The organism is Caballeronia sp. LZ028 (assembly GCF_031451415.1).
Classification (GTDB): domain Bacteria; phylum Pseudomonadota; class Gammaproteobacteria; order Burkholderiales; family Burkholderiaceae; genus Caballeronia; species Caballeronia zhejiangensis.
The window spans coordinates 1,842,715-1,862,423 of the sequence record NZ_JARUXN010000001.1; the positions used below are offsets into that span (position 1 = coordinate 1,842,715).

The 19,709-nt window shown below is 64.0% G+C and carries 20 protein-coding genes; 8 read left to right on the forward strand and 12 right to left on the reverse strand.

Features of this window, described 5'->3' with window-relative positions:
- Positions 1-412: 412 nt before the first annotated feature.
- On the reverse strand, positions 413-1,006 hold the full coding sequence (locus QCE58_RS08730; protein WP_250521131.1) for a DUF4148 domain-containing protein: 594 nt from the start codon (positions 1,004-1,006) through the stop codon (positions 413-415).
- A 110-nt stretch (positions 1,007-1,116) separates the two neighbouring features.
- On the opposite strand from QCE58_RS08730, the gene QCE58_RS08735 reads away from it, so the two are divergent.
- A complete protein-coding gene (locus QCE58_RS08735) occupies positions 1,117-1,443 on the forward strand; it encodes a DUF4148 domain-containing protein (RefSeq protein WP_250521132.1) in 327 nt (108 codons plus the stop codon).
- Positions 1,444-1,603: 160 nt separating this feature from the next.
- Here QCE58_RS08735 and QCE58_RS08740 read toward each other — a convergent pair whose 3' ends face one another.
- The 3 genes from QCE58_RS08740 to QCE58_RS08750 all read right to left on the reverse strand — a co-directional run bounded on the left by QCE58_RS08740 (position 1,604) and on the right by QCE58_RS08750 (position 3,667).
- Positions 1,604-2,719 carry a hypothetical protein gene (locus QCE58_RS08740; protein ID WP_008349533.1) on the reverse strand — a complete coding sequence of 372 codons (1,116 nt, stop codon included), beginning with the start codon at positions 2,717-2,719 and terminating at the stop codon, positions 1,604-1,606.
- Positions 2,720-2,892: 173 nt separating this feature from the next.
- Positions 2,893-3,102, reverse strand: a complete 210-nt coding sequence (locus QCE58_RS08745) for a hypothetical protein (RefSeq protein ID WP_008349530.1) — start codon at positions 3,100-3,102, stop codon at positions 2,893-2,895.
- 178 nt (positions 3,103-3,280) lie between these two features.
- The gene (locus QCE58_RS08750) at positions 3,281-3,667 is read right to left on the reverse strand and encodes a hypothetical protein (RefSeq protein WP_250521133.1); all 387 of its coding nucleotides are present in this window, start codon (positions 3,665-3,667) and stop codon (positions 3,281-3,283) included.
- Positions 3,668-3,827: 160 nt separating this feature from the next.
- Between QCE58_RS08750 and QCE58_RS08755 the strand changes: the two genes are divergently transcribed.
- Complete coding sequence (locus tag QCE58_RS08755) at positions 3,828-4,586, forward strand: SDR family NAD(P)-dependent oxidoreductase (RefSeq protein WP_008349527.1); 759 nt, start codon at positions 3,828-3,830, stop codon at positions 4,584-4,586.
- A 107-nt stretch (positions 4,587-4,693) separates the two neighbouring features.
- On the opposite strand, the gene QCE58_RS08760 is transcribed toward QCE58_RS08755, so the two are convergent.
- The 4 genes from QCE58_RS08760 to QCE58_RS08775 form a co-directional block, all read right to left on the reverse strand.
- Positions 4,694-5,941, reverse strand: a complete 1,248-nt coding sequence (locus tag QCE58_RS08760; RefSeq protein ID WP_244807382.1) for a porin — start codon at positions 5,939-5,941, stop codon at positions 4,694-4,696.
- Positions 5,942-6,499: 558 nt separating this feature from the next.
- Complete coding sequence (locus QCE58_RS08765) at positions 6,500-6,772, reverse strand: hypothetical protein (RefSeq protein WP_008349524.1); 273 nt, start codon at positions 6,770-6,772, stop codon at positions 6,500-6,502.
- A 101-nt stretch (positions 6,773-6,873) separates the two neighbouring features.
- Positions 6,874-8,031 (reverse strand): aromatic ring-hydroxylating dioxygenase subunit alpha, encoded by a 1,158-nt coding sequence (locus tag QCE58_RS08770; RefSeq protein ID WP_175983243.1) that lies wholly within the window; start codon positions 8,029-8,031, stop codon positions 6,874-6,876.
- Positions 8,032-8,149: 118 nt separating this feature from the next.
- Entirely contained in the window at positions 8,150-9,070 is a 921-nt protein-coding gene (locus QCE58_RS08775) for a LysR family transcriptional regulator (RefSeq protein WP_250521134.1), read from the reverse strand.
- 97 nt (positions 9,071-9,167) lie between these two features.
- Here QCE58_RS08775 and QCE58_RS08780 point away from each other — a divergent pair, with 97 nt between their 5' ends.
- Complete coding sequence (locus QCE58_RS08780; protein WP_250521135.1) at positions 9,168-10,085, forward strand: DMT family transporter; 918 nt, start codon at positions 9,168-9,170, stop codon at positions 10,083-10,085.
- A gap of 12 nt (positions 10,086-10,097) precedes the next feature.
- On the opposite strand, the gene QCE58_RS08785 is transcribed toward QCE58_RS08780, so the two are convergent.
- Positions 10,098-10,745, reverse strand: coding sequence for a DUF938 domain-containing protein (locus QCE58_RS08785; protein ID WP_250521136.1), 648 nt, complete (start codon positions 10,743-10,745; stop codon positions 10,098-10,100).
- Positions 10,746-11,093: 348 nt separating this feature from the next.
- Here QCE58_RS08785 and QCE58_RS08790 point away from each other — a divergent pair, with 348 nt between their 5' ends.
- From QCE58_RS08790 to QCE58_RS08800, 3 genes are all read left to right on the forward strand, one after another.
- Entirely contained in the window at positions 11,094-11,660 is a 567-nt protein-coding gene (locus QCE58_RS08790; RefSeq protein WP_008349512.1) for an ankyrin repeat domain-containing protein, read from the forward strand.
- A gap of 143 nt (positions 11,661-11,803) precedes the next feature.
- On the forward strand, positions 11,804-12,970 hold the full coding sequence (locus QCE58_RS08795; RefSeq protein ID WP_250521137.1) for a hypothetical protein: 1,167 nt from the start codon (positions 11,804-11,806) through the stop codon (positions 12,968-12,970).
- A gap of 31 nt (positions 12,971-13,001) precedes the next feature.
- Positions 13,002-14,243 (forward strand): MFS transporter, encoded by a 1,242-nt coding sequence (locus tag QCE58_RS08800; protein WP_250521138.1) that lies wholly within the window; start codon positions 13,002-13,004, stop codon positions 14,241-14,243.
- Positions 14,244-14,380: 137 nt separating this feature from the next.
- Here the strand turns inward: QCE58_RS08800 and QCE58_RS08805 are convergent, their stop codons facing one another.
- Positions 14,381-15,763, reverse strand: coding sequence for an FAD-containing oxidoreductase (locus QCE58_RS08805; protein ID WP_250460675.1), 1,383 nt, complete (start codon positions 15,761-15,763; stop codon positions 14,381-14,383).
- A 238-nt stretch (positions 15,764-16,001) separates the two neighbouring features.
- On the opposite strand from QCE58_RS08805, the gene QCE58_RS08810 reads away from it, so the two are divergent.
- The gene (locus QCE58_RS08810) at positions 16,002-17,315 is read left to right on the forward strand and encodes a sodium:proton antiporter (RefSeq protein ID WP_034473451.1); all 1,314 of its coding nucleotides are present in this window, start codon (positions 16,002-16,004) and stop codon (positions 17,313-17,315) included.
- 31 nt (positions 17,316-17,346) lie between these two features.
- On the forward strand, positions 17,347-17,925 hold the full coding sequence (locus tag QCE58_RS08815) for an ATP-binding protein (protein ID WP_250434780.1): 579 nt from the start codon (positions 17,347-17,349) through the stop codon (positions 17,923-17,925).
- Here QCE58_RS08815 and QCE58_RS08820 read toward each other — a convergent pair.
- Both QCE58_RS08820 and QCE58_RS08825 read right to left on the reverse strand, forming a co-directional pair.
- Positions 17,922-19,031, reverse strand: coding sequence for a saccharopine dehydrogenase family protein (locus tag QCE58_RS08820; protein WP_008349500.1), 1,110 nt, complete (start codon positions 19,029-19,031; stop codon positions 17,922-17,924). The two genes, QCE58_RS08815 and QCE58_RS08820, sit on opposite strands and share 4 nt — an antisense overlap.
- 150 nt (positions 19,032-19,181) lie before the next feature.
- The gene (locus tag QCE58_RS08825; protein WP_008349499.1) at positions 19,182-19,637 is read right to left on the reverse strand and encodes an Lrp/AsnC family transcriptional regulator; all 456 of its coding nucleotides are present in this window, start codon (positions 19,635-19,637) and stop codon (positions 19,182-19,184) included.
- Between the last annotated feature and the right edge of the window lie 72 nt (positions 19,638-19,709).

A 19,709-nucleotide genomic window follows, 5' to 3' on the forward strand; every position in this document is an offset into this window, starting at 1 on the left:
ATCACCGCGTCGAAGCGGGTTTGGGCGGCGGAGGCTGCGGCTTCGTGGCTTTCGGCTGCGGACGTCGCGCTGGGGAGGTCGAGGGATTGCGTGTACATGCGGGGCTCCGCCGTCTTTTTGAGATGCGATGGAGCGAGTATATCCATTAACCGACCGTCCGGTTGATTAATTTTGCATGCAACTATGTCGATATAGATAGCGTCGCGTTAACCCGGAACCGAGTTTGACCCAATGAAGTCATCCGCATGCAAAAAAGCCCAGCCGAAAACCGGACTGGGCAAAACCACCGGTGATTCGGTGGCGGAGGTCGCTTCACGTTCACGCAAATCGTGCCGAAAAACGCATTTCGAGTTTTATATGCAATCGACCAGAACCGCTCGCGTCGCGGGGGCTTACCGCCGCTTCCTGACGCTCACTGCCCGAAGAACACGCCTTGCGTATCGACCCGCATGCTCGCACGGCCCGATTGCGCCGCCGCACCCGTCGAAGATCCGTATCCTTCTGCCCGCGCCTGCGCCGCACGCATATCGCCGACGCGCATTTCGGCCGCCTGCAGTTTCGCCGGGTACGACGCGTCTTCCGCGACCGGCGAATAACCTGCCTTCTGAAGTTGAACGAGTTCACCACTAAGTTCTGCACGGCCCACTGCCGCGCTGAACTGGGCGAACGATGCGAGCGGTGCGGACATCACCAGGACTGCGACGACTGCGTTGACCCACGATTTCATGATCCGGCTCTCCCCGTTTTCGATAAATCGGCCGACTCGCGGTTCGAGCCATGCCGAATGGACGACGCAGAGTGTGAGTGCACAGCTGCAAGCAATCATTCGTCGTGACGAAGAAGCATCTTTACGGAACTGGTAAGGATCGATCGGCGCGTGGTGGCGCCAACGATGCAGTGGAGCGAAAAGACCGTCGACCAAGCCAGCCGTCACCGTCATCGCGCGGTCAGTTTCGCGCAATGCAATGAAGACTCGCGCAATTATTCCGATATCGACAAAGATCATTCAACGGAAACGAGAATGATCTTCGGCAAGCGCGTCTTTACACTCCGTTCACAAGCTGCTTAAGACGAAACGGGCAGCACGATCAGAAATCCGAATCGGAGGTAGTCATCATGAAGACGTTCATTTCCGCAGTCGCCGTCGCCGCTGCCCTCGCCGTTCCCGCTCTGTCGTTCGCGCAGCAATCGGATGCGCCGCTGAGCCGCGCTCAGGTACGCGCCGAACTGGTCCAACTCGAAAAGGCAGGCTACAACCCGAACATCAGCGACCCGTCTTATCCGTCGAACATCCAGGCAGCGCAAGCCCGCGTGAGCTCGAAGCAGCTTGCGCAAGTGACACCCCAATCGAGCGCCTACGGTTCGGTCGCCAATGGTTCGTCGCAATCCGGCCGCATCACCGGCGTTCAGCCGCGGGCGCTCGGTACCTACTTCGGCCAGTAAGTTCAGATAGCGTCGACAGACGCATCGCATAAGCAGCAATGCAAAGGGCGACATGGTATCGATGTCGCCCTAAGCGTTTTGCGTGCGAAATACATCATGCATGATGGCGTTTTGCACTTTGCATTATCGCTACCGACCTTGCCTGCTCAGACGCTCGATGTCAGTTCGCCGGAATAGTCACGACCGGCGACTTCGCCGTGTCCGTGACTTCCGCAAGCGCCATCAGATTCTGCACGACCGTGAACGCGTATTTCGAATCGAAGTCGCTGCGATCGATCCAGTAGTTGGCCTTGTCGTAGAGCACGCTCACGTACGCATCCTGCGGCGCCTTCTCGCCAACTTTCACGATGATCGTCGGCCGCGTTTCTCCGCCGATCAACCCGATGCCCGGCTTGGTCGCGCCGCTGCCCACCTGCTCGTCAGGAACGGCGATCTGCGCGCCGAGATCGGTGAGGATGCCGAGCACCGAGCGCGTGACCATCGGGATGCGGTTGTGGTCCGACGACTGCCCATAGACGATTTCGTAAGTCTTCATCTTTGGCGAGAGGTGCAGCAGTTTTCTGACGAGCGTGAGATCGTCGACGACAGCCTTGTTCGAACCGCTGCGCGTCGCGCCGAGCGTGATGAATACGCCGCCCTTGTCGGCGCTGTTGCCCTTCGCGGCCTTGTCGGGCTTGCCGCTCTTGTCGTCATCCGCGTTGCGCGTCTCGATGTTCAATTCGCCCGCTAGCTGCAGCCTGCGAAGCGCCTGCAGAAGCAGGAAGAACTCGGGCGATCCAGATGCGTTCGGCCCGCCCAACGCCGTGCCGTTCTGCAAGCCACTGATCGACTGCGCGGTGATGCGCAACAGCAGATCGATCGGAATGCCGCTTTCGGCGAGCGGCAAGACGAGTGTCGGCGAAAGCGGCCGGATATACGCGCTGGCGTAGGCGTCGCCCGTGGTCGGCGTGAACGTGAAAGTCGGATGATTCGAGTAGGAGACGCTGCCCGTTGCCTGCGCGTAGTTCGGCTGCGCGCCGGAGCCGGCGTTGAGCACGACGCCGCCCGTCGTATCGAACGTGTACGCGGCGATGATGCTGCTCACCGTGAGAAACGACGGCGCATCGGCGAAGCGCAAGCCGACAATCGCGGCAAGAATTTCACGCTTCTTCGCATCGCCGAGCGCCCGGGCGTAATCGACCTGATCGGCCTTCAGGCGACCCGGGCCGATGCCAGCGCATCCCGCTGCGAGAAAGGCGACGGAGAGAATTGCGATCGATACGGCTTTCCTTGTCATGGCTTTATATGAGGGTGATGAGGAGGATCGTCGGCACGCAGCCGCGGAACACCCGGGCGGCGTCCGCAAATTTCATACCTTTGGACACGAACGATCCCATCCGGCGCGTTGCGCGCCGTCTCATCAACGACGTGGCGACCCGACGCCTTCGTCAGGCCCCGAGCAACGTCAGATCACGAAGCGCCGTGGTGCGGCGTGTTCGACTGCGCGTGCTCAGCCGGTGCGGATGGCTGAGCGATGTGCCGGCTCGCTTCCTCGTGTTGCGCGACGAGCGCATCGAGCCGGTCCTGCGCGAAGCGCGGACCGTCGTCGCGTGCGAAAGCTGGTGCGGCGAGCGTCGCCGCCGCAAGGACGATGACCGTGGCGAAAGGCGTTCTTTTCATGATTCACCCCGCGATTGAGCGCGGCAAGCCCCGGGCGTCGCCGCTCGACTAGCATCGCACATCGAGGGAAATGCTGCGCGGCGCGGCGCTTTTGTCGTACAAACGCTGGACGGCATGGTCTCGGAATTATTTAGCAACCCGTATCAATAAGTCGCTTTCATTCGCGCGCATGTGATCATTAGAAAAGATGCGGCGGCGTGCGGTCGGTCATGTCGCGCGGCAAGGTCTCGTCGAACTCGAACTCCACACTCGGATAATCCTGCAGACGGCCGCTCACCTCCGCTGCGCGTTCGCTCGTGAACAGCCCGTCGAGATAATCGAACGTCAGCTTGCCGACGAGCGCCTTCAACGCAAGTTCGGCGCTGCGCTTCGGCTCCGTGGCGATATCGCCCGAATCCATGCAGGCGCAGAACTGGCCGTTCTTCGAATCCATTCCGCCGATGTCGATCACCTTGCCGTCGACGTTCTGCGCGAGCACGCGCTGCTCCACCGCAAAGAGCCTGAACGGGCGTTCGAGACTTGCGGGCGGCTCGGAAGGGATTTCCCTGCTTTCACGATCGGCCATGGTGCGTTCTCCGGTTTGCACATTGATCGAGACGGTGCAGCAAAGGCCGCGCCCGCCATCTGTGCATTGCAGCATCGACGCGCCTTTCTGCGCACGTCGCGCCGTCCTACGATGAACCATCGGCCACGCAATCGAAGGAGCTGTCACCGTGAATGGAACCATGAGCGGCAAAATCGCGGTCATCACCGGCGCGAGCCGCGGACTCGGACGCAACGCCGCATTGAAGCTCGCGCAGGCAGGCGCCGGCGTGATCGGCACCTACAACCGCAACGCGGACGCGGCGCGCTCGCTCGTCGATGAGGTCGCGAAATCCGGCGGCAAGGCGGCCATGCTGCCGCTCGACGTCGCGCATTGCGACACCTTTGCCGCTTTCGGCGACGCGCTGTGCAAGACGCTCGAAGATACGTTCGAGCGCGAGAACTTCGACTTTCTCGTGAACAACGCGGGCATCGGCATTCATGCGCTCTTCGCGGAGACGACGCCCGCGCAGTTCGACGAACTCGTCAATATCCAGCTGAAGGGACCGTTCTTTCTGACGCAGACGCTCCTGCCCTATCTGCATGAGGAAGGCGCGATTCTCAATGTGTCGAGCGGACTCACGCGTTTCGCGTTGCCGGGATTCGCGGCCTATGCCGTGATGAAAGGCGGGATCGAGGTGCTCACGCGCTATCTCGCGAAGGAACTCGGGCCGCACGGCATCACGGTGAACACCATCGCGCCGGGCGCGATCGAGACGGATTTCGGGGGCGGCGTCGTGCGCGACGATCACGACACGAACCGGTTCGTCGCGGACAACACGGCGCTCGGGCGCGCGGGTGTGCCGGACGATATCGGCGGCGCGATCGTGGCGATGCTCTCGGACGGCAATCGCTGGATGACGGCGCAGCGCGTCGAGGTATCGGGCGGGATGTTCATCTGACACGAGGAAATGCGCCGCGCGCGGACAAAAAAAACCGGACGCCGAGGCGTCCGGTTTTTTGCATGCCACATGCGTAATGCCTAATGCATCACGCCGCGAAGCATCGCTTAGAAGCGGTGGATGATACCCACGCCCGCTGCGAACATGCTGCGCGATGCCGACGGCGCGCTTTGGAAGCCATCGCCGATTGTCGCGTTGGCGGCCGTCTGACGGTTCGTCGACGTGTTCGACGGAACAGCCAGCGTGTTGCCGTTCGCGCGCTGGAATGCTTCCAGTGCGTACAGGCCCGTGCGCTTCGACAGCGAGTAGTACTGCGAGAGGTTGAACTGGTGGTACGACGCTGCGTCGTTGATGCCGTTCGCCTTGCTGGCCCACGTGTAGCTGTAGCCCGCTGCGAAATCCCATGCCGACGTCGCCTTCCAGTGCAGCACCGTGCCGGCCGTGTTGAACACGGCTTCGTCGGTGAAGCGCGAGTTCACGCCCGGAATGTACTGAACGTTCGTGTACGTGACCGAGATGTCCCACGCGCTGTTGAACTGGTAGCCGCCTGCAACCGCGAAGCGCTGCTGCGCTTGTGCGCGCTGGTAGCCAGCCGTCACCGCCGACACGCCCGGCTGACCCGAACCATCGGTCGCTGCCGTGCTGTTGATCGTCGTCGAGCTGCTGCTGTAGACGCCGCCGCCTTCCGCCGCGTTGTTGATGCGCGAGAACGCCACCGTGCCGCCGATCGGGCCTTGCTGATACTGCAGCGCAGCCGTCCAGGTCGAGCCTTGGTACACGCTGTCAGGCACGCCAGCGAAGGAGTACGAGCCGCTCACCGTCAGGCCGTAGAACTTCGGCGACGTGTAGACGATCGAGTTGTTCGCGCGGTAGATCGTGTCCAAACCGTCCAGATCGCCCGGGTGCGCGCCGAAGTAGCCGGTCAGCCAGTTCGTCGGGCTGTACGGCGAGAGCAGCGTGTAGTACGAGGTGTACTGGCGACCTGCAGTCAACGTACCGTATGCCGGGTTCGTCAGACCGACCCATGCCTGGCGGCCGAACAGCGCGTTGGTGAACTGCGCTTGTCCGCTGTTGATGTCGAAGCCCGATTCCAACTGGAAGATGGCCTTGTTGCCGCCGCCCAGATCTTCGGCGCCCTTCAAACCGAAGCGGCTACCGGCCCAAATGCCCGATCCGGTCTTGATGTTCGAGCGGCCCGGATTCGTCTTGGCCAGGTTGGTCTGGCTGCTTTGATAGACGATCGAATCGTCGACGATACCGTACAGCGTGACGCTGCTTTGCGCGAACGCCGGTGCCGCGGCGGCGAACGCCGTGGCTGCGACGATTGCTGCCTTGGTCATCGTGAAACCCTTCATTTTTTCTCCTCAAGCGGTGGGCAATTTACTTGCATGCGAGTCTTGGAACCGGTGCCGCCGTGGCGACTTCTTATGTTTCAACTCGTAACTTTTATCGCTGGCAAGTGTATGGCTTACAGTCCGAATCCGAAAGAAAGACGCGGTTTTGTGTCGTTTTTTTTCACTGTCTGGTTAACCAGTATTTTCTGGTTCGCAGATATTGGGCAAACGGTCACGAAACTGACAGAAAGCTGACAGCAATGTGGCGCGATGACGGTCCGAGCGGGGCCGAATCGACGGCGCGGCGGCTAGAGATAACGAGGGATTCGACCGCAGTCAGAAAGGACGCGGCTTGACGGGACAAGGCTTGTCCGCTTTCGGAGATACCAGCCAACTGCCATTCTTTGGGGACGGGAAACGCGATAGCCCGAACAGGCTCGCGGAAAATTCGCGTGCGTCGTGCAGGCGACGGTCGACGGCGCTGCATCGGAATAGATCTGACAGTTACCCGACGATGCGCAGACGCGAAATTGACATCGGGCGAACGCGCTGCAAGCTTGCGTCGCCCGACCGGGTCGGCTAGTGCTCGATCTTCGAGCGCAGTTCGCGCGCCGTTTCAAGCAGGCCTTCGTAGCCCGAACGCGCATGCGAGGGCAGATCGGGATCGCCGACGAGCGTGCCGAGCGTCTCGATGATGCTGTACAGAATGCCCTTCGCCGCGCCCGCCGCCATCTTGCCCGCGGCGTAGGACTCGTCGACGTGCGAGATGGCCGCATCGAAATGCTCGACGTCCGGATGCGCCTCGCCGATACCCGATGCGTCGTCGCGCGGCTTGGTCGGGTCGCTGTTCATGATGATGGTCCTCCGTGTGTGGTTTCCGCTCTCTGCTCTCTGTATAGCGCCGCGGCGCGAAGCGTGCAATCGGGTGCGAGCGAGGCACAGCGCCGCACGCCTCAGGATGCGGGCAGTTCCTGCACCGGCTGGATGACGTGCACGCGCCGGGCGTCCCGCGGGCCCCTGCCTGCGCCGTGAGGCACGCCGCGCTCCATCAAAAGCGCGCGCAGCTCGACGATGACCGGGAACACCTCGTGATTGTGGTCCGCGCCCTGCCGGTCGTGCGCCTCCTGCTCGCGCTCGACGATCCAGCGATCCTCCTTGAAGATGCGCTCGGTGAACCACACGAGCAAGGGCCACGCGGCATCGAGCAGGCCGGGGATTTTCGGGCGGCGAATCGACAACAGGCCGAACGTGCGGTTCGTGCGCTGCTCGGCGTCGAGCGGCACGTAGGCGATCCACAGGTCCATCACCATCGTGTCGTCCTTGGTGCGGATCTTGAGCGTCTGATACGGGTACTCGGTGCGGATCGTCATCACGTCCTTCTGGCCGTCGTCGGGCTTCGAGCCGCGCTTTTGCCCGAAGACGAGCGCTTCGCCGATCGGCTGCTTGCCCGCTTCGCGCGCGAACGTGTAATCGACTTCGATCCAGTCCTCGCCGCGCCGTCTGCCGAGCGAGCGCGCGCGCATGCTGCCCATCTGCCGCCGATGCAGGAACTGATGGTTCATGTCCATCAGATTTTCGTGCATGAACGAGTAGTGGCACTTCACCGCGCGGCCGAAGCGGCGCGTCTTGTATGCGCGATCGGTGGCGGAGCCGAGATCGGGAAACTTGGTGGCATCGGCGAGCGCCGGGTCGCCCGTGAACACGAAAACCAGCCCGCCCGCCTCGCGGCACGGATACGCGCGCACGCCGTTGGGCAGGCGTTCGCGTCCGAGATAAGGGATGTCGGTGCAGCGGCCGGTGCAGTCGTAGGTCCAGCCGTGATAGCAGCAACGGATCGATTCCCCGTCGACGACACCCGCCGACAACGGCACCTGCCGATGCGCGCAGCGGTCTTCCAGCGCGAAGACCTTGCCCGAGGCGGTGCGTACGAGCACGATCGGATCGCCCGCGAAACGCACGCCGTGCGCGCGCCCCGCTTTCACCTCGCGCGACCACGCGAGCGGATACCAGTGATCGGGATGAATGTCGACGCGGCGCAGATCCCGCGGCGGCTTGGCGGGTGTATCGGTTGATCCGGCTTCCTGCTCGCCTTGCGGCAACGCTGCGTGCATGTACGACGCCTCCGGTGAAGGGAGATCGGTTTGAACGCCGCGAGCCGCGCGGCGCAATGAACGACCATTCGCAGTCTACACGGCGTCGCTCATTTCGGCGCGCGCCGGATTCTCGCGCTCACGCTTGCTGCCCGAGATGCGCGTGCAGATGATCGATCAACGCGCGCACCTTCGTCGGCAGAAAGCGATTCGGCGGATAAAGCAGCCACACCGGTCCCTGATACGCGCGCGCCTGCATGTCCCAGTCCGCGAGCACGCCCTGCACGCTGCCCGACGCGAGCGCATCGCGGGCGGCGAATTCCGGCAGCGCCGCGATGCCGAGCCCGTCTTCGGCCGCGTCCAGCCGCGCGCCCGCGTGATTCGCGATATAGCGCCCGCGCACCGCGACTGTCACCGTTTCGCCGTTGTTGCTGAAGCGCCAGCGGTTGTCGTCGGCGGTTTCGCCCAGATGGATGCAATCGTGCAGCGCCAGCTCGCGCGGATGCGCCGGCGCGCCACGCTCCCGCAGATAGCCCGCCGACGCGCACAGCAGCCAGCGCACGCGTCCGAGCGGGCGCGCGGCGAGCCCTTGCGGCGGATGGCTCGTCGCGCGGATGACGAGATCGACGTCGCTGTCGAGCGGATCGATATCGTGATCGCTGAAGACGAGCTGAAGATCGACATCCGGATACGCCGCGAGAAACGCCGGCACGAGCGGATGAATCACGGACTTCGCGTAAGCCGTCGGCGCCGACAGCGCGACGCGGCCCTGCGGCTTGCCCGACACCTGCCCCGCCGCATCGACCGCGCCGGACGCCGCCGCGGCCATGTCGCGGCAATGCCGATACACCTGAAGCCCCGACTCGGTAACGCGGATCTTGCGCGTCGAGCGCTCGAGCAGCCGCGTGGCGAGCGCCTCTTCAAGACGCTTGATCTGGCGGCTGACCGTCGACGGCGTGCTGCCCAGTTGCCGCGCCGCGACCGAGAAGTTGCCCGCATCGACGACGCGCGCGAATACGGCCATGTCCGGCATCAGGTCGAAAAGATCGGCGGGATTCATTTGTGCATTCGTGACAAGAAAGCTATGCGACTGAAGCCGATTATCGCGCTGAACGCATCATTCGACAATGACGGCTACTTTCTCACGGAGCCGCTCCATGACCGTCCGACGCCTGCATCCTCTTTCCGATCTCCTGCTCTTCGCCGTCGCGATGTTGTGGGGCAGCAGCTACGGCATCGTCAAGAGCGCGCTCGCGTTCTATCCGGTGCTGGGGCTGCTCGCGCTGCGCTTCGGCATCACGTTCTGTCTGCTCGCCGTCACCCTGCGGCATCTGCGGCACGCGAGCGCGGCGACCCTTCGCGGCGTGCTCGTTCTCGGCTTGCTGCTGCTTTCGATTTTTCTAGCTGAGACGTTCGGCGTGCTCCATACGCGCGCCGCGAACGCCGCGTTTCTGATCAGCTTGTGCGTCGTGCTGACGCCGCTCGTCGAATGGGCGCTGCTCAGGCGACGCCCCGGCGCGGCCGAGTGGCTGGCGGTCGGCGTGTCGTTCGCGGGCGCGTGGCTGCTCGCGAGCGACGGCGCGCTGTCCTTCGACTTCAATGCCGGCGATGGGCTGATCCTCGCCGCCGCCGTGCTGCGCGCGCTGTCCGTTTGCGTGACGAAGCGCGTGTTGCGCGCGGCTCCCCTGCCCGCGCTTACGGTGACGGCGGTGCAGGCGGGCGTGGTCGCATCGGGCAGCGCGGTCATCGCGTTGGTTTTCGCGCCATCGCAATGGCAGTCGCTGCCCGCTCTCGCCGGTCACGGCATGTTCTGGGGATCGGTGCTGTATCTCGTGTGCGCGTGCACCCTTTTCGCCTTCTTCGCGCAGAACTACGCAATCGGCCACAGCAGCCCGACGCGCGTCTCGCTCCTGATGGGCAGCGAGCCCGCGTTCGGCGCGCTCTTCGCGAGCGCGTGGCTCGGCGAACGTGTGTCGATGGCGGGCTGGATCGGCGGCGGGATGATCGTCGCGGCCTCGCTGATGGCGACCGTGTCCTGGCGCGGCATGCTCGCAGTGCGTCCGGGCGAAGCGTGAACGCGGACGTCGTTACGCGGGTTTTTTGAATACCACGCTGAAGTTATTGGCCGGCATCGCGACCGTCTCGACGAACGCGAGGCCGGCCTTCTCGCCAAGCGCCTCGACTGCTTCCATGTCACGCACGCCCCAGCGCGGATCGCGTGCGCGTAGTTGCTGATCGAAGGCTTCGTTGCTCGGGGCGGTATGCGCTCCATTGCGCCGATACGGCCCGTACAGGTACAGTACGCCCCCCGCATAGAGACGCGCGCCCGCGCCGCGAAAGAGCGCCTCGGCCGCTTCCCACGGCGCGATGTGGATCATGTTGATGCACACGATGGCCGCCACGTTCGCGATGCCCCAGTCGTCGTTGCGCACATCGAGCACGAGCGGCGCATTCAGGTTGGCGAGCCCCGAGTGAGCGCGCCATGCGGCGATGGATTCGCGTGCTTCGACATCGGCATCGCTAGGCTGCCAGACGAGGCCCGGCAGTGCAGCCGCGCAGTGCACGGCGTGCTGACCGGTGCCGCTTGCGATCTCCAGCACGACGCCGCTTTGCGGCAGGACGCGCGTGAGGACCGATAGAATCGCATCGCGATTACGTTCGGCGGCGGGCGCGCGGCGGCGCACGGCAATGTCGGGAGGCGGCGGATCGCCGGAGGCGGATGGGGTCGGATTCATTGCGAGAGCGCGTGCGGGCGCTTAACGGTCGATTCGCGACGAGCCTAATGGGACGCACGAAGACGCGTCAAGCGACATAACGGCGAGCCGCCAATGCTGACCGGCATGGCGCGATTCGTGCTGTCCCGAAGCGCGCGGAAAGCGCGGATTGCAAGCAAACCTGTGTATGCTCCCGGTTGATCCCGCGTCCGCTTTCGCATTTTGCATGCATGCGCCGTGCATTCTGAATGCCAGATTGAATGCATTCCGAACGCGTGCAAACCGCCGGCGCAGCATGACATCGAGCGCGCCGATGCATCCCGACAAACTCTGGCCCGCGCACGCGGCGCGATCGAATTGGAGTGAACCATGCAGCACGATCCGAAAGAGCCCCCGACGAAGCAATCCAGCGATGGCCCCGATGACGACATGATCGCGTTCGCGAGCGAGGTCTTCGATGTCGCTCGCCGCGGCGACGCCGCGATGCTCGACGCGCTCCTGACCAAGGGCCTGCCGCCGAATCTGCGCAACGACAAGGGCGACAGCCTCGTGATGCTCGCGAGCTATCACGGTCACGCCGACGCCGTGCGCGTCCTGCTTCAGCACAACGCCGATGCCAACCTGCGCAACGACAATGGCCAGACGCCGATTGCGGGCGCCGCGTTCAAGGGCTTTCGCGAGGTGATCGAAACGCTGCTCGAACATGGCGCGGATGTGGAAGGCGCATCGCCCGACGGGCGCACCGCGCTCATGATCGCGGCGATGTTCAATCGCGTCGAGATCGTCGACTTGCTGATCGCGCGCGGCGCGAACCCGGATGCGCGCGATGCCGGCGGCTTCAGCGCACGCGATGCCGCCGAGAAGATGGGCGCGCCCGACACCGCGGCACGGCTCGCGAACGCATCGAACGGCCATGCGCGGCCATCCGAAGCGTGAAGCGTCGATTGGCACAATGCACTTTGCATGCATGATTCAATCCGCGAACGAACGACGCCTCGCGCGCGTCGAATCGATCTGACAAGCACCGATCCAACAACGAACCAGACAAGCAGGTGACTCGGAACCATGGAGCTTTTGCGATGACAGGCGGTATCTCGCATCGGGGTGATGCGTCGCCGACAGACCTTCACGCGCTTGGGCGCGCATGCCGGGCGGGCCGCGTCTTCAATGCAGCCGCACGTCTGTCGCCGTGCGTGGCCGCGTTCATCGTCGCCATCGCGAGAACGTTGCGCGCGCTGCGCGTCACCGCGAGCCTTCCGGTCATCGCCGCCTTCGCGCTCTCCGCATGCGGGCTGATGCAGCAACAGGTGCCCGCGCCGATCGTCGAACACTCTTATATTCCGGCGCCGGAAGAAGCCGGCTCTGCCGAGCCCGAAGAACCTTTGCCCGCCGTCCAGGCGCCGGAGCCCGCGTCTGCCGTGAAACCCGCGCCGGCGCCGAAACCGAAGCGCCGCATCGTCAAGCCGAAGCCGCCGGAGCCGGCCGTCACGCCACCGCCTGAACCGCCCGAGCCGCCGCCTCCGCCGCAGATCATCTCGACGCGCATCATGCAGCACGATCAGCTGCACGGCCTGCTCGACGCCGAAGTGCAGCGTCCGGACGGCAAGGTCGTCGGCCGTGCGGTGGACATGTACGTCGATGCATCCGCGAAGCCGAAGCTTCTGATGGTCAATCTCGCGGGCTTCCTCGGCGTCGGCGACCGCAAGGTCAACTTCCCGTGGACGGCCTTCCGCTTCACGCCGAATTCGAAGACCGCGCCGATCACCTTCGTGCCGCCACCACCGCCCGCGAAGGGCAAGCCGGCCGAACCGGTGCCGAAGCCGCAGCCCGTTGCGGAGGCGCCCGCGAACTTCATGCAGCTCGTCGATTCGACGGTGACGCAAAGAAGCGGCGCGCGCATCGGACGCGTGGTCGACGTGCTCGTCGACGCTCAGGCGCAGCCTCAGGCGCTGGTGCTCGATCTATCGAGTTCGCTCGCGGGCGACAAGCGGCATGTCGCGGCCAACTGGGGCGACCTGCATGTGTTTTCGCGCAACAAGCAGTGGCTGCTGCAGATGGATTTCAACGACGCGCAACTGAAGGCCGCGCCCACCTACTCGCCCGAGCAGCCGATCAAGATCGTGTCGCCTGTGGTGCCCGCGCCGGCGACGGCTGCGAGCGCGACATCGACTGGCGCGGCGAGCGCGACGGCTTCAGGCGCGACGCCGGCGCAAGCGCCCGCTTCCGGCGCGCGCCTGACGAGATAGCGGATAACGACATCGATAACAGAATCACAACATGGTAATTGCACGCAGTCTGCGCGCGCTCGACTGGCTGAACTTCTTCGTCGCCAACGTGCAGACCGGCTTCGGCCCTTTCATTGCTTCGTATCTTGCGGCCAACAAGTGGACGCAGGGCGAGATCGGCCTGATGCTTTCCGTCGGCACGATCAGCGCGATGGCGAGCCAGTTGCCGGCAGGCGCGCTCGTCGATGCGATGCGCAACAAGAAGTTCGCTGCTCTCTCGGCGATCATCGCGATCATCGTGAGTGCGCTGTTGCTCGCTGCGAGCCCGACGTTCGTGCCGGTTTTTGCGGCCGAAGTGCTGCACGGTTTCGCGAGCTGCATGCTCGTCCCGGCGATGGCGGCGATCTCGCTCGCCCTCGTCTCGCGCGCCGATCTCGGCGACCGGCTCGGCCGCAATGCGCGCTGGGCGTCGATCGGCAGTGCGCTGACAGCGGCGTTGATGGGCGCGTTCGGCGAGTATCTGTCGCTGCGCTCGGTGTTCTTCCTGACGGCCGCGCTCGCGTTGCCGGCGATCGTCGCGCTGCGCATGATTCACTACGATGCGCCGCCCGTCGTGCCGCGCGCACCGCCGGGCAAACCCAAGCTCACGCCTGAGGGCGAGGAACGCGAATCGTTGCGCGAGTTGCTGAAGGACAGGCGTCTTTTGATTTTCGCGGCGTGCGTGGTGCTCTTTCACCTGTCGAACGCGGCGATGCTGAATCTCGCCGCGGGCGAAGTCACGGCGCACATGGGCGACAACGTTCAACTCGTGATTGCGGCGTGCATCATCGTGCCGCAGTTCATCGTCGCGGCGTTGTCGCCTTGGGTCGGACGGCAGGCGCAGAAGTGGGGACGCCGGCCGGTGCTGATTCTCGGGTTCTGCGCGTTGCCTATACGCGCGATTCTGTTCGCGGGCGTGAGCAGCCCGTATCTGCTCGTGCCGGTGCAGATGCTCGATGGCATCAGCGCAGCCGTGTTCGGTGTGATGCTTCCGCTGATTGCGGCGGATGTCGCCGGCAGGCGCGGGCATTACAACCTGACGATCGGGTTTTTTGGGCTGGCTGCGGGCGTCGGGGCGACGCTGTCGACGGCGGCGGCCGGTTTTGCCGCGGATCGCTTCGGCACTGCGATGAGCTTTTTTGGGCTCGCCGGGGCCGGGGCGCTTGCGGTGTTGATGGTGTGGCTTGCTATGCCGGAGACGCGTATCGCGAATGCGGTGAAGGAGGATGAGGCTGAGCCGTCGGTGAAGGTTTGAGGGCTTCGTTTTCTATTGTCTCTTGCTCATGCTTCGCTGAAATCCTGCGTTCGTGTCGGTTTATTAGCGTTGCCCCGGACAGGGGCAACGCCACTAGACCACTACGAACACGGGATCCGGCGAAAACGAAGAAAAACTCACTCAAAAGGCGTCAACCCCTCAAGCAAAGTAGGAATCAACTCACTCACCGTCGGATGAATATGCATCGCCCGCTGCAACGTCGTATAGGGCGCATCCGCATTCATGATGTCGATGAAGGCATGAATGGCCTCATCCCCTTCGATGCCATAAATCGCCGCCCCTAAGAAGCGCTTCGTCCGCGCATCCACGAGCGCCTTCATGAAGCCATCGGTCTCACCGCGCTCCCGAGCGCGCCCCACCCGCGACATCGGCATCGTCGCGATAAGCGCCTCGCGTCCGTCCCTGCGCACGTCTTCCTCGCTCATCCCCACACGCGCGAACGGCGGATCGACGAAAACCGCATAAGCCATGATGCGCGTATCGACGCTGCGCGATTCGCCGTCGAGCAGATTCGAAGCGATGATCTCGTAATCGTTCCACGACGTATGCGTGAACGCGCCGCGCCCGTTCACATCGCCGAGCGCATACACGCCATCGACTTTGGTGCGCAACTGGCCGTCGACATCGATCATGCCGTGCCGGTTCACCGCAATGCCCGCATGCTCCAGACCGAGATCGTCGGTGTTCGGCGTGCGGCCCGTCGCGAACAGCAGATGCGATGCATCGATGACCTCATCGCCACTGACGATACGCACGCCACCTGCCATCGGCTCCACGCGCGACATCTCCGCGCCGAAGCGAAAGTCGATGCCCTCACGCACGAACACGTCCTGCATCGCGCGGGCGACGTCCTCGTCCTCGCGTGTGAGGATCCGCTCGCCGCGCACGAGCAAGGTCACGCGGCTGCCGAAGCGCCGGAACATCTGCCCGAATTCGAGCGCGATATAACTCGCCCCGACAATCACCAGATGCTCCGGCACTTCGGTCAGTTCGAGAATCGTCGAGTTGGTCAGATACGGGACGCGTTCGAGCCCATCGACCTTCGGCACCACCGCGCGCGTTCCCGTGTTGATGATGATGAGATCGGCGTCGATCTCCTGCGTGGAACCGTCGGCCGCCTCGATGGACAGCGCTCGCGGCCCTGTAAAGCGCCCGTGTCCCTTGAAGACCGTGAGATTGTGCGTGCCGCGCAGCCATTTCTCGATGCCCGTGCGGGAGCCGCCGATCACCTCGTCCTTGCGCGCCTTCACACGCGCCATGTCGATGCGGATGTCGCCGCCGATCATCACGCCGTACTGCGCCGCCGTGCGCGCGACATGCGCGGCCCGCGCGCTCGCGACATAAGTCTTGGTCGGCGTGCAACCGACGTTCACGCAGGTGCCGCCAAAAAGATGCCGCTCGATGATGGCCGTGCGCTTGCCGCTTTCCGCGAGCCGCACGGCAAGCGGCGAACCGCCCTGCCCCGTACCGATCACGACTGCGTCGAAGTGCTGTGACATGCTCGTTCTCCCCTGGTTTTTTGCATTCGTAACGCAAAAGACCGTGCGAATGAAGCGGATGAAGAATGCCCATGCGGGAACCGAATGCATCTTACGCGCAAGTCGGCGAACAGGCAGGCGCGCTGCCCGAAGCGCGTGATTCGGATACGGGCACGGCGCGTGCTGCGTCCGAACAGAACGTCCCGCGCATCGCGGCGCGGTCCGCTCAACCATCAGCATATGAAGTCCGAAGGCATTCATGATCGAGACGATGTGGTTTCTCGTCGTCGGCGGCGTGCTCATTTTCATGGGCCTCGCCAGTTCGACGTTCAAGCACCTGCCGGTCAGCACCGCGATGTGCTACCTGGCGATCGGCTTCGCGATGGGTCCCGCGCTCGCCAATCTGCTGACACTCGACCTCGCGACCGAAGCAACGGTCCTCCGGCGCATCACCGAAGTCGCGATGCTCGTGTCGCTATTCGCGATCGGCCTGCGGCTGCGCGTGCCGCCCACCGATCGCATCTGGCTTCTCCCGGTACGCCTGGGCTTCGTCGCCATGATCCTCACCGTCGCCGCGCTCACGCTGTTCGGCGTCTATGTGCTCGGTCTCAGTTGGGGGCCGTCGCTGCTGCTCGCCGCGATGCTCGCGCCGACCGATCCCGTGCTCGCGCATGACGTTCAGGTCGAGACGCCCGGCGACGTCGACCTGCTGCGCTTTTCGCTGACGGGCGAAGGCGGACTCAACGATGGCATCGCGCTGCCCTTCGCGCTGCTCGGCATCGCGGTGTGCCGCTTCGAGGCGTCGCCAAGCGAAGCGTTGCACTGGAACTTCGCATTGCAGGCGATATGGGGCATCGCGGGCGCGCTCGTGAGCGGCTGGCTGCTCGGCGCGCTGTCGGTGCGGCTTGTCGCGTATCTGCGCACGCGCCACGGGCAGGCGCTCGGACCGGAAGGTTTCTTTGCGCTCGGCCTCATCGCGCTGTCGTACGGCGTCGCCGAATTGCTGCACACGTACGCGTTTCTCGCGGTCTTCGCAGCCGGTCTCTCCATGCGCCGCGTCGAGCAAAAAGAAAGCGGCGACAAGTCCCCGCGCCAGGCGGTCGGCAAGATCGATGCGGACGACGTCGGCGCCGCCGCAGCCGATCCCGAACGCGCGCACGCCTTCATGGCCGAGCGCGTGCACGGCTTCACGATCGAACTGGAGCGCATCGCCGAAGTGGCGATCATGCTGATGGTCGGCGCCGTGCTCGCGACGATGTGGCGCGAACTGCTCTCGTGGCGGACCTGCGCGCTCATCGTCGCGCTCTTTCTTGTGCTGCGGCCGGCGGCGGTCGAGGCGTCGCTCATCGGCTCGCAGGCGACGGGCGCGCAAAGACGTCTCATGAGCTGGTTCGGCATACGCGGCGTCGGCTCGTTCTATTATTTGCTCTTTGCACTCGAGCAAGCGCCGCATGACGTGGCCGCGCCGCTCGTGCCGCTCGTCATCGCGACGATCGCTGCGTCTGTCATCGTGCACGGCATCACCGCGACGCCGCTCATGAAGCGATATCAGCGCGCGCGAACCGATATTTAGCGATGCAACTATCATCCAGGACCGACCCGGCGTGAAGCATCTGATTTTCTTCTGCGGTCATGCCGGCACCGGCAAGACGACGCTCGCGAAGCAACTCTTCGCGCCGCTCATGCATGCGACTGGCGAGCCCTTCTGCCTGCTCGACAAGGACACGCTCTACGGTGCATACAGCGCCGCGGCGATCGGCGCGCTCACCGGCGATCCGCACGATCGCGACAGCCCGCTTTTCATAGAACATTTTCGCGATGCGGAGTATCGCTGTCTCATCGATACCGCCGCCGAAAATCTCGCGCTCGGCGTGAGCGTCGTGATCGTCGCGCCGCTGACGCGCGAGGTGCGCAATGGACGCCTTTTCGATCGCGCGTGGCTCGGCATCGATGACGATGTCGCCATAAGCGTCGTCTGGGTGCATGTCGATGAAGATGTGGCGCGCGAACGGATCGTCGCGCGCGGCGATCCGAACGATGCGTACAAGCTTGCGCATTGGGAGGAATATCGCAAGCGCCTCTTCGTCCCCGATGAAGCGCTCGCGCGGACGCTCGTGATGTTCGACAACACGACGCCATCCGGTGAAGCCGGCGGCGAACTGGTCGCGCGCCTCGTCGCTTAAGCCGCCGCGAGCTGGCGTGCCGTCGCGACCGCGTTGGCGCCTTCGTACAGCTTGCCGAAGCGGTTGTTGAGGAACGCGTCGAGCGGCACCTGCTCCTGACGCACGAAGCCGCTCTGCGGCAGCACGCCTTCGCGGAAGAGATCCAGTTCCGCGCAGATCGCGCCGGCGGTCGTGATCTGGATCGCGCTCATCGGCACGCCGCACACATCCTTCGCGAAGATCTTGCGCGTGAACACGTCCTGCACGAGTTGCCCGCGCCGCATGCCCGTCACCGTGACGAAGATCAATACGACGTCCTGTGCCGTCGAAGGCACCGCGCGCTTGAGCATCGTTTTGAGACCGTCGCGATCGGCGGACATACGCAGATCGTCGAGCAGGAACTTCATCAGATTGCGATGCCCCGGATAGCGCACCGATTTGTAGTCGAGCGTCTCGACCTTGCCGGCAAGCGTTTCGCAGAGCGTGCCGAGCCCGCCCGATGTATTGAACGCCTCGTACTCGATGCCATCGAGCGAAAAATGCTCGACGCCTTCGAGCGGCTGCACCCATTGCGTGCGGCCTTCGCGGATCGCCTCGCACGGCTGGCAATACTCGTTGATGAGCCCGTCGATGCTCCATGTAAGGTTGTACTTCAGCGCATTGGTCGGAAACTCGGGCAGCGCGCCGACGCGCATCTTTACTTCGCGCACGTCGTCGAGACGCTTCGCCAGATCGTGCGCGACGATGCCGATGAAGCCCGGCGCAAGACCGCATTGCGGCATGAACGCGAGCTCGGAGTCGTCGGCGATCGCGCGGATCGCGTGCGTCGCGCGCACGTCTTCGGTGAGGTCGAAGTAATGCACGCCCGCCGCTTTAGCCGCCGATGCGACGTTGATCGCGAGGTAATACGGCAGCGCATTGATGAGCGCGTCGAAACCGATCAGCGCCTGACGAAGCGCGGGCGTATCGGCGGAATCGACGCGGCGCGTCGGGATGCCTTGCGCATCGATGAGCGCGAGCGCGTGTTCGTCGCGATCGAAGGCGACGACGTCGAAATCCCCCGTTTCACGCAGCAAATGCGCAATGCTTTGACCGATCAGTCCGGCGCCGACGAGGGCCACTTTCATATTCGTCTCCTGTATGTGCGAGTTAGGCCGATACACCTCTTCACACAGTTTAGGAGCGCGCGAATATTGATCCTAGACGCAAAACGATGCGCTTCGACGACGGTTTTCGTCGTTTCGACGATCGATCGATCCCATTTGTATCGTCGAGTCTCAACCGGCGCGATCGATCTTGCGCGCGAGGATGATCGACGTCGTCGTCCGTTCGACGCCTTCCAGCACGCCGATCTCGTCCAGCAGGTCGTTCAGGCGGTCCGGCGAATCGGCGCGCAGCCATGCGACGTAATCGAATTCGCCGCTCACCGCGCAGAGCAACTGAATCTCCGGCATGCGTGCGAAGCGCTTCTGCAGGTCGCGGCCGTATTTCGGCGTGAGCTTGATGCCGACGTACGCCTGAATGCTCGCGTCGAGCACATCCTGGCCGAGCCGCACGCCGTAGCCCGCGATCACGTTGTTCTTTTCGAGCCGCGCCATGCGGGCGATCACCGTCGTGCGCGCAACGCCCAGTTGCCGCGCGAGATTCGCGACGCTCTCGCGCGCGTTCATCTGCAGAAGCGCGACGAGATTGCGATCGATGTCGTCGAGCTGATCGAGGCGCGGCGGTCTCATGTGGGCGTCGTCCTGGCGTTTGTGTTTTGGGTTATGCGTTTTGAATGCCATCTGGCATCCGGCATTTTGTGT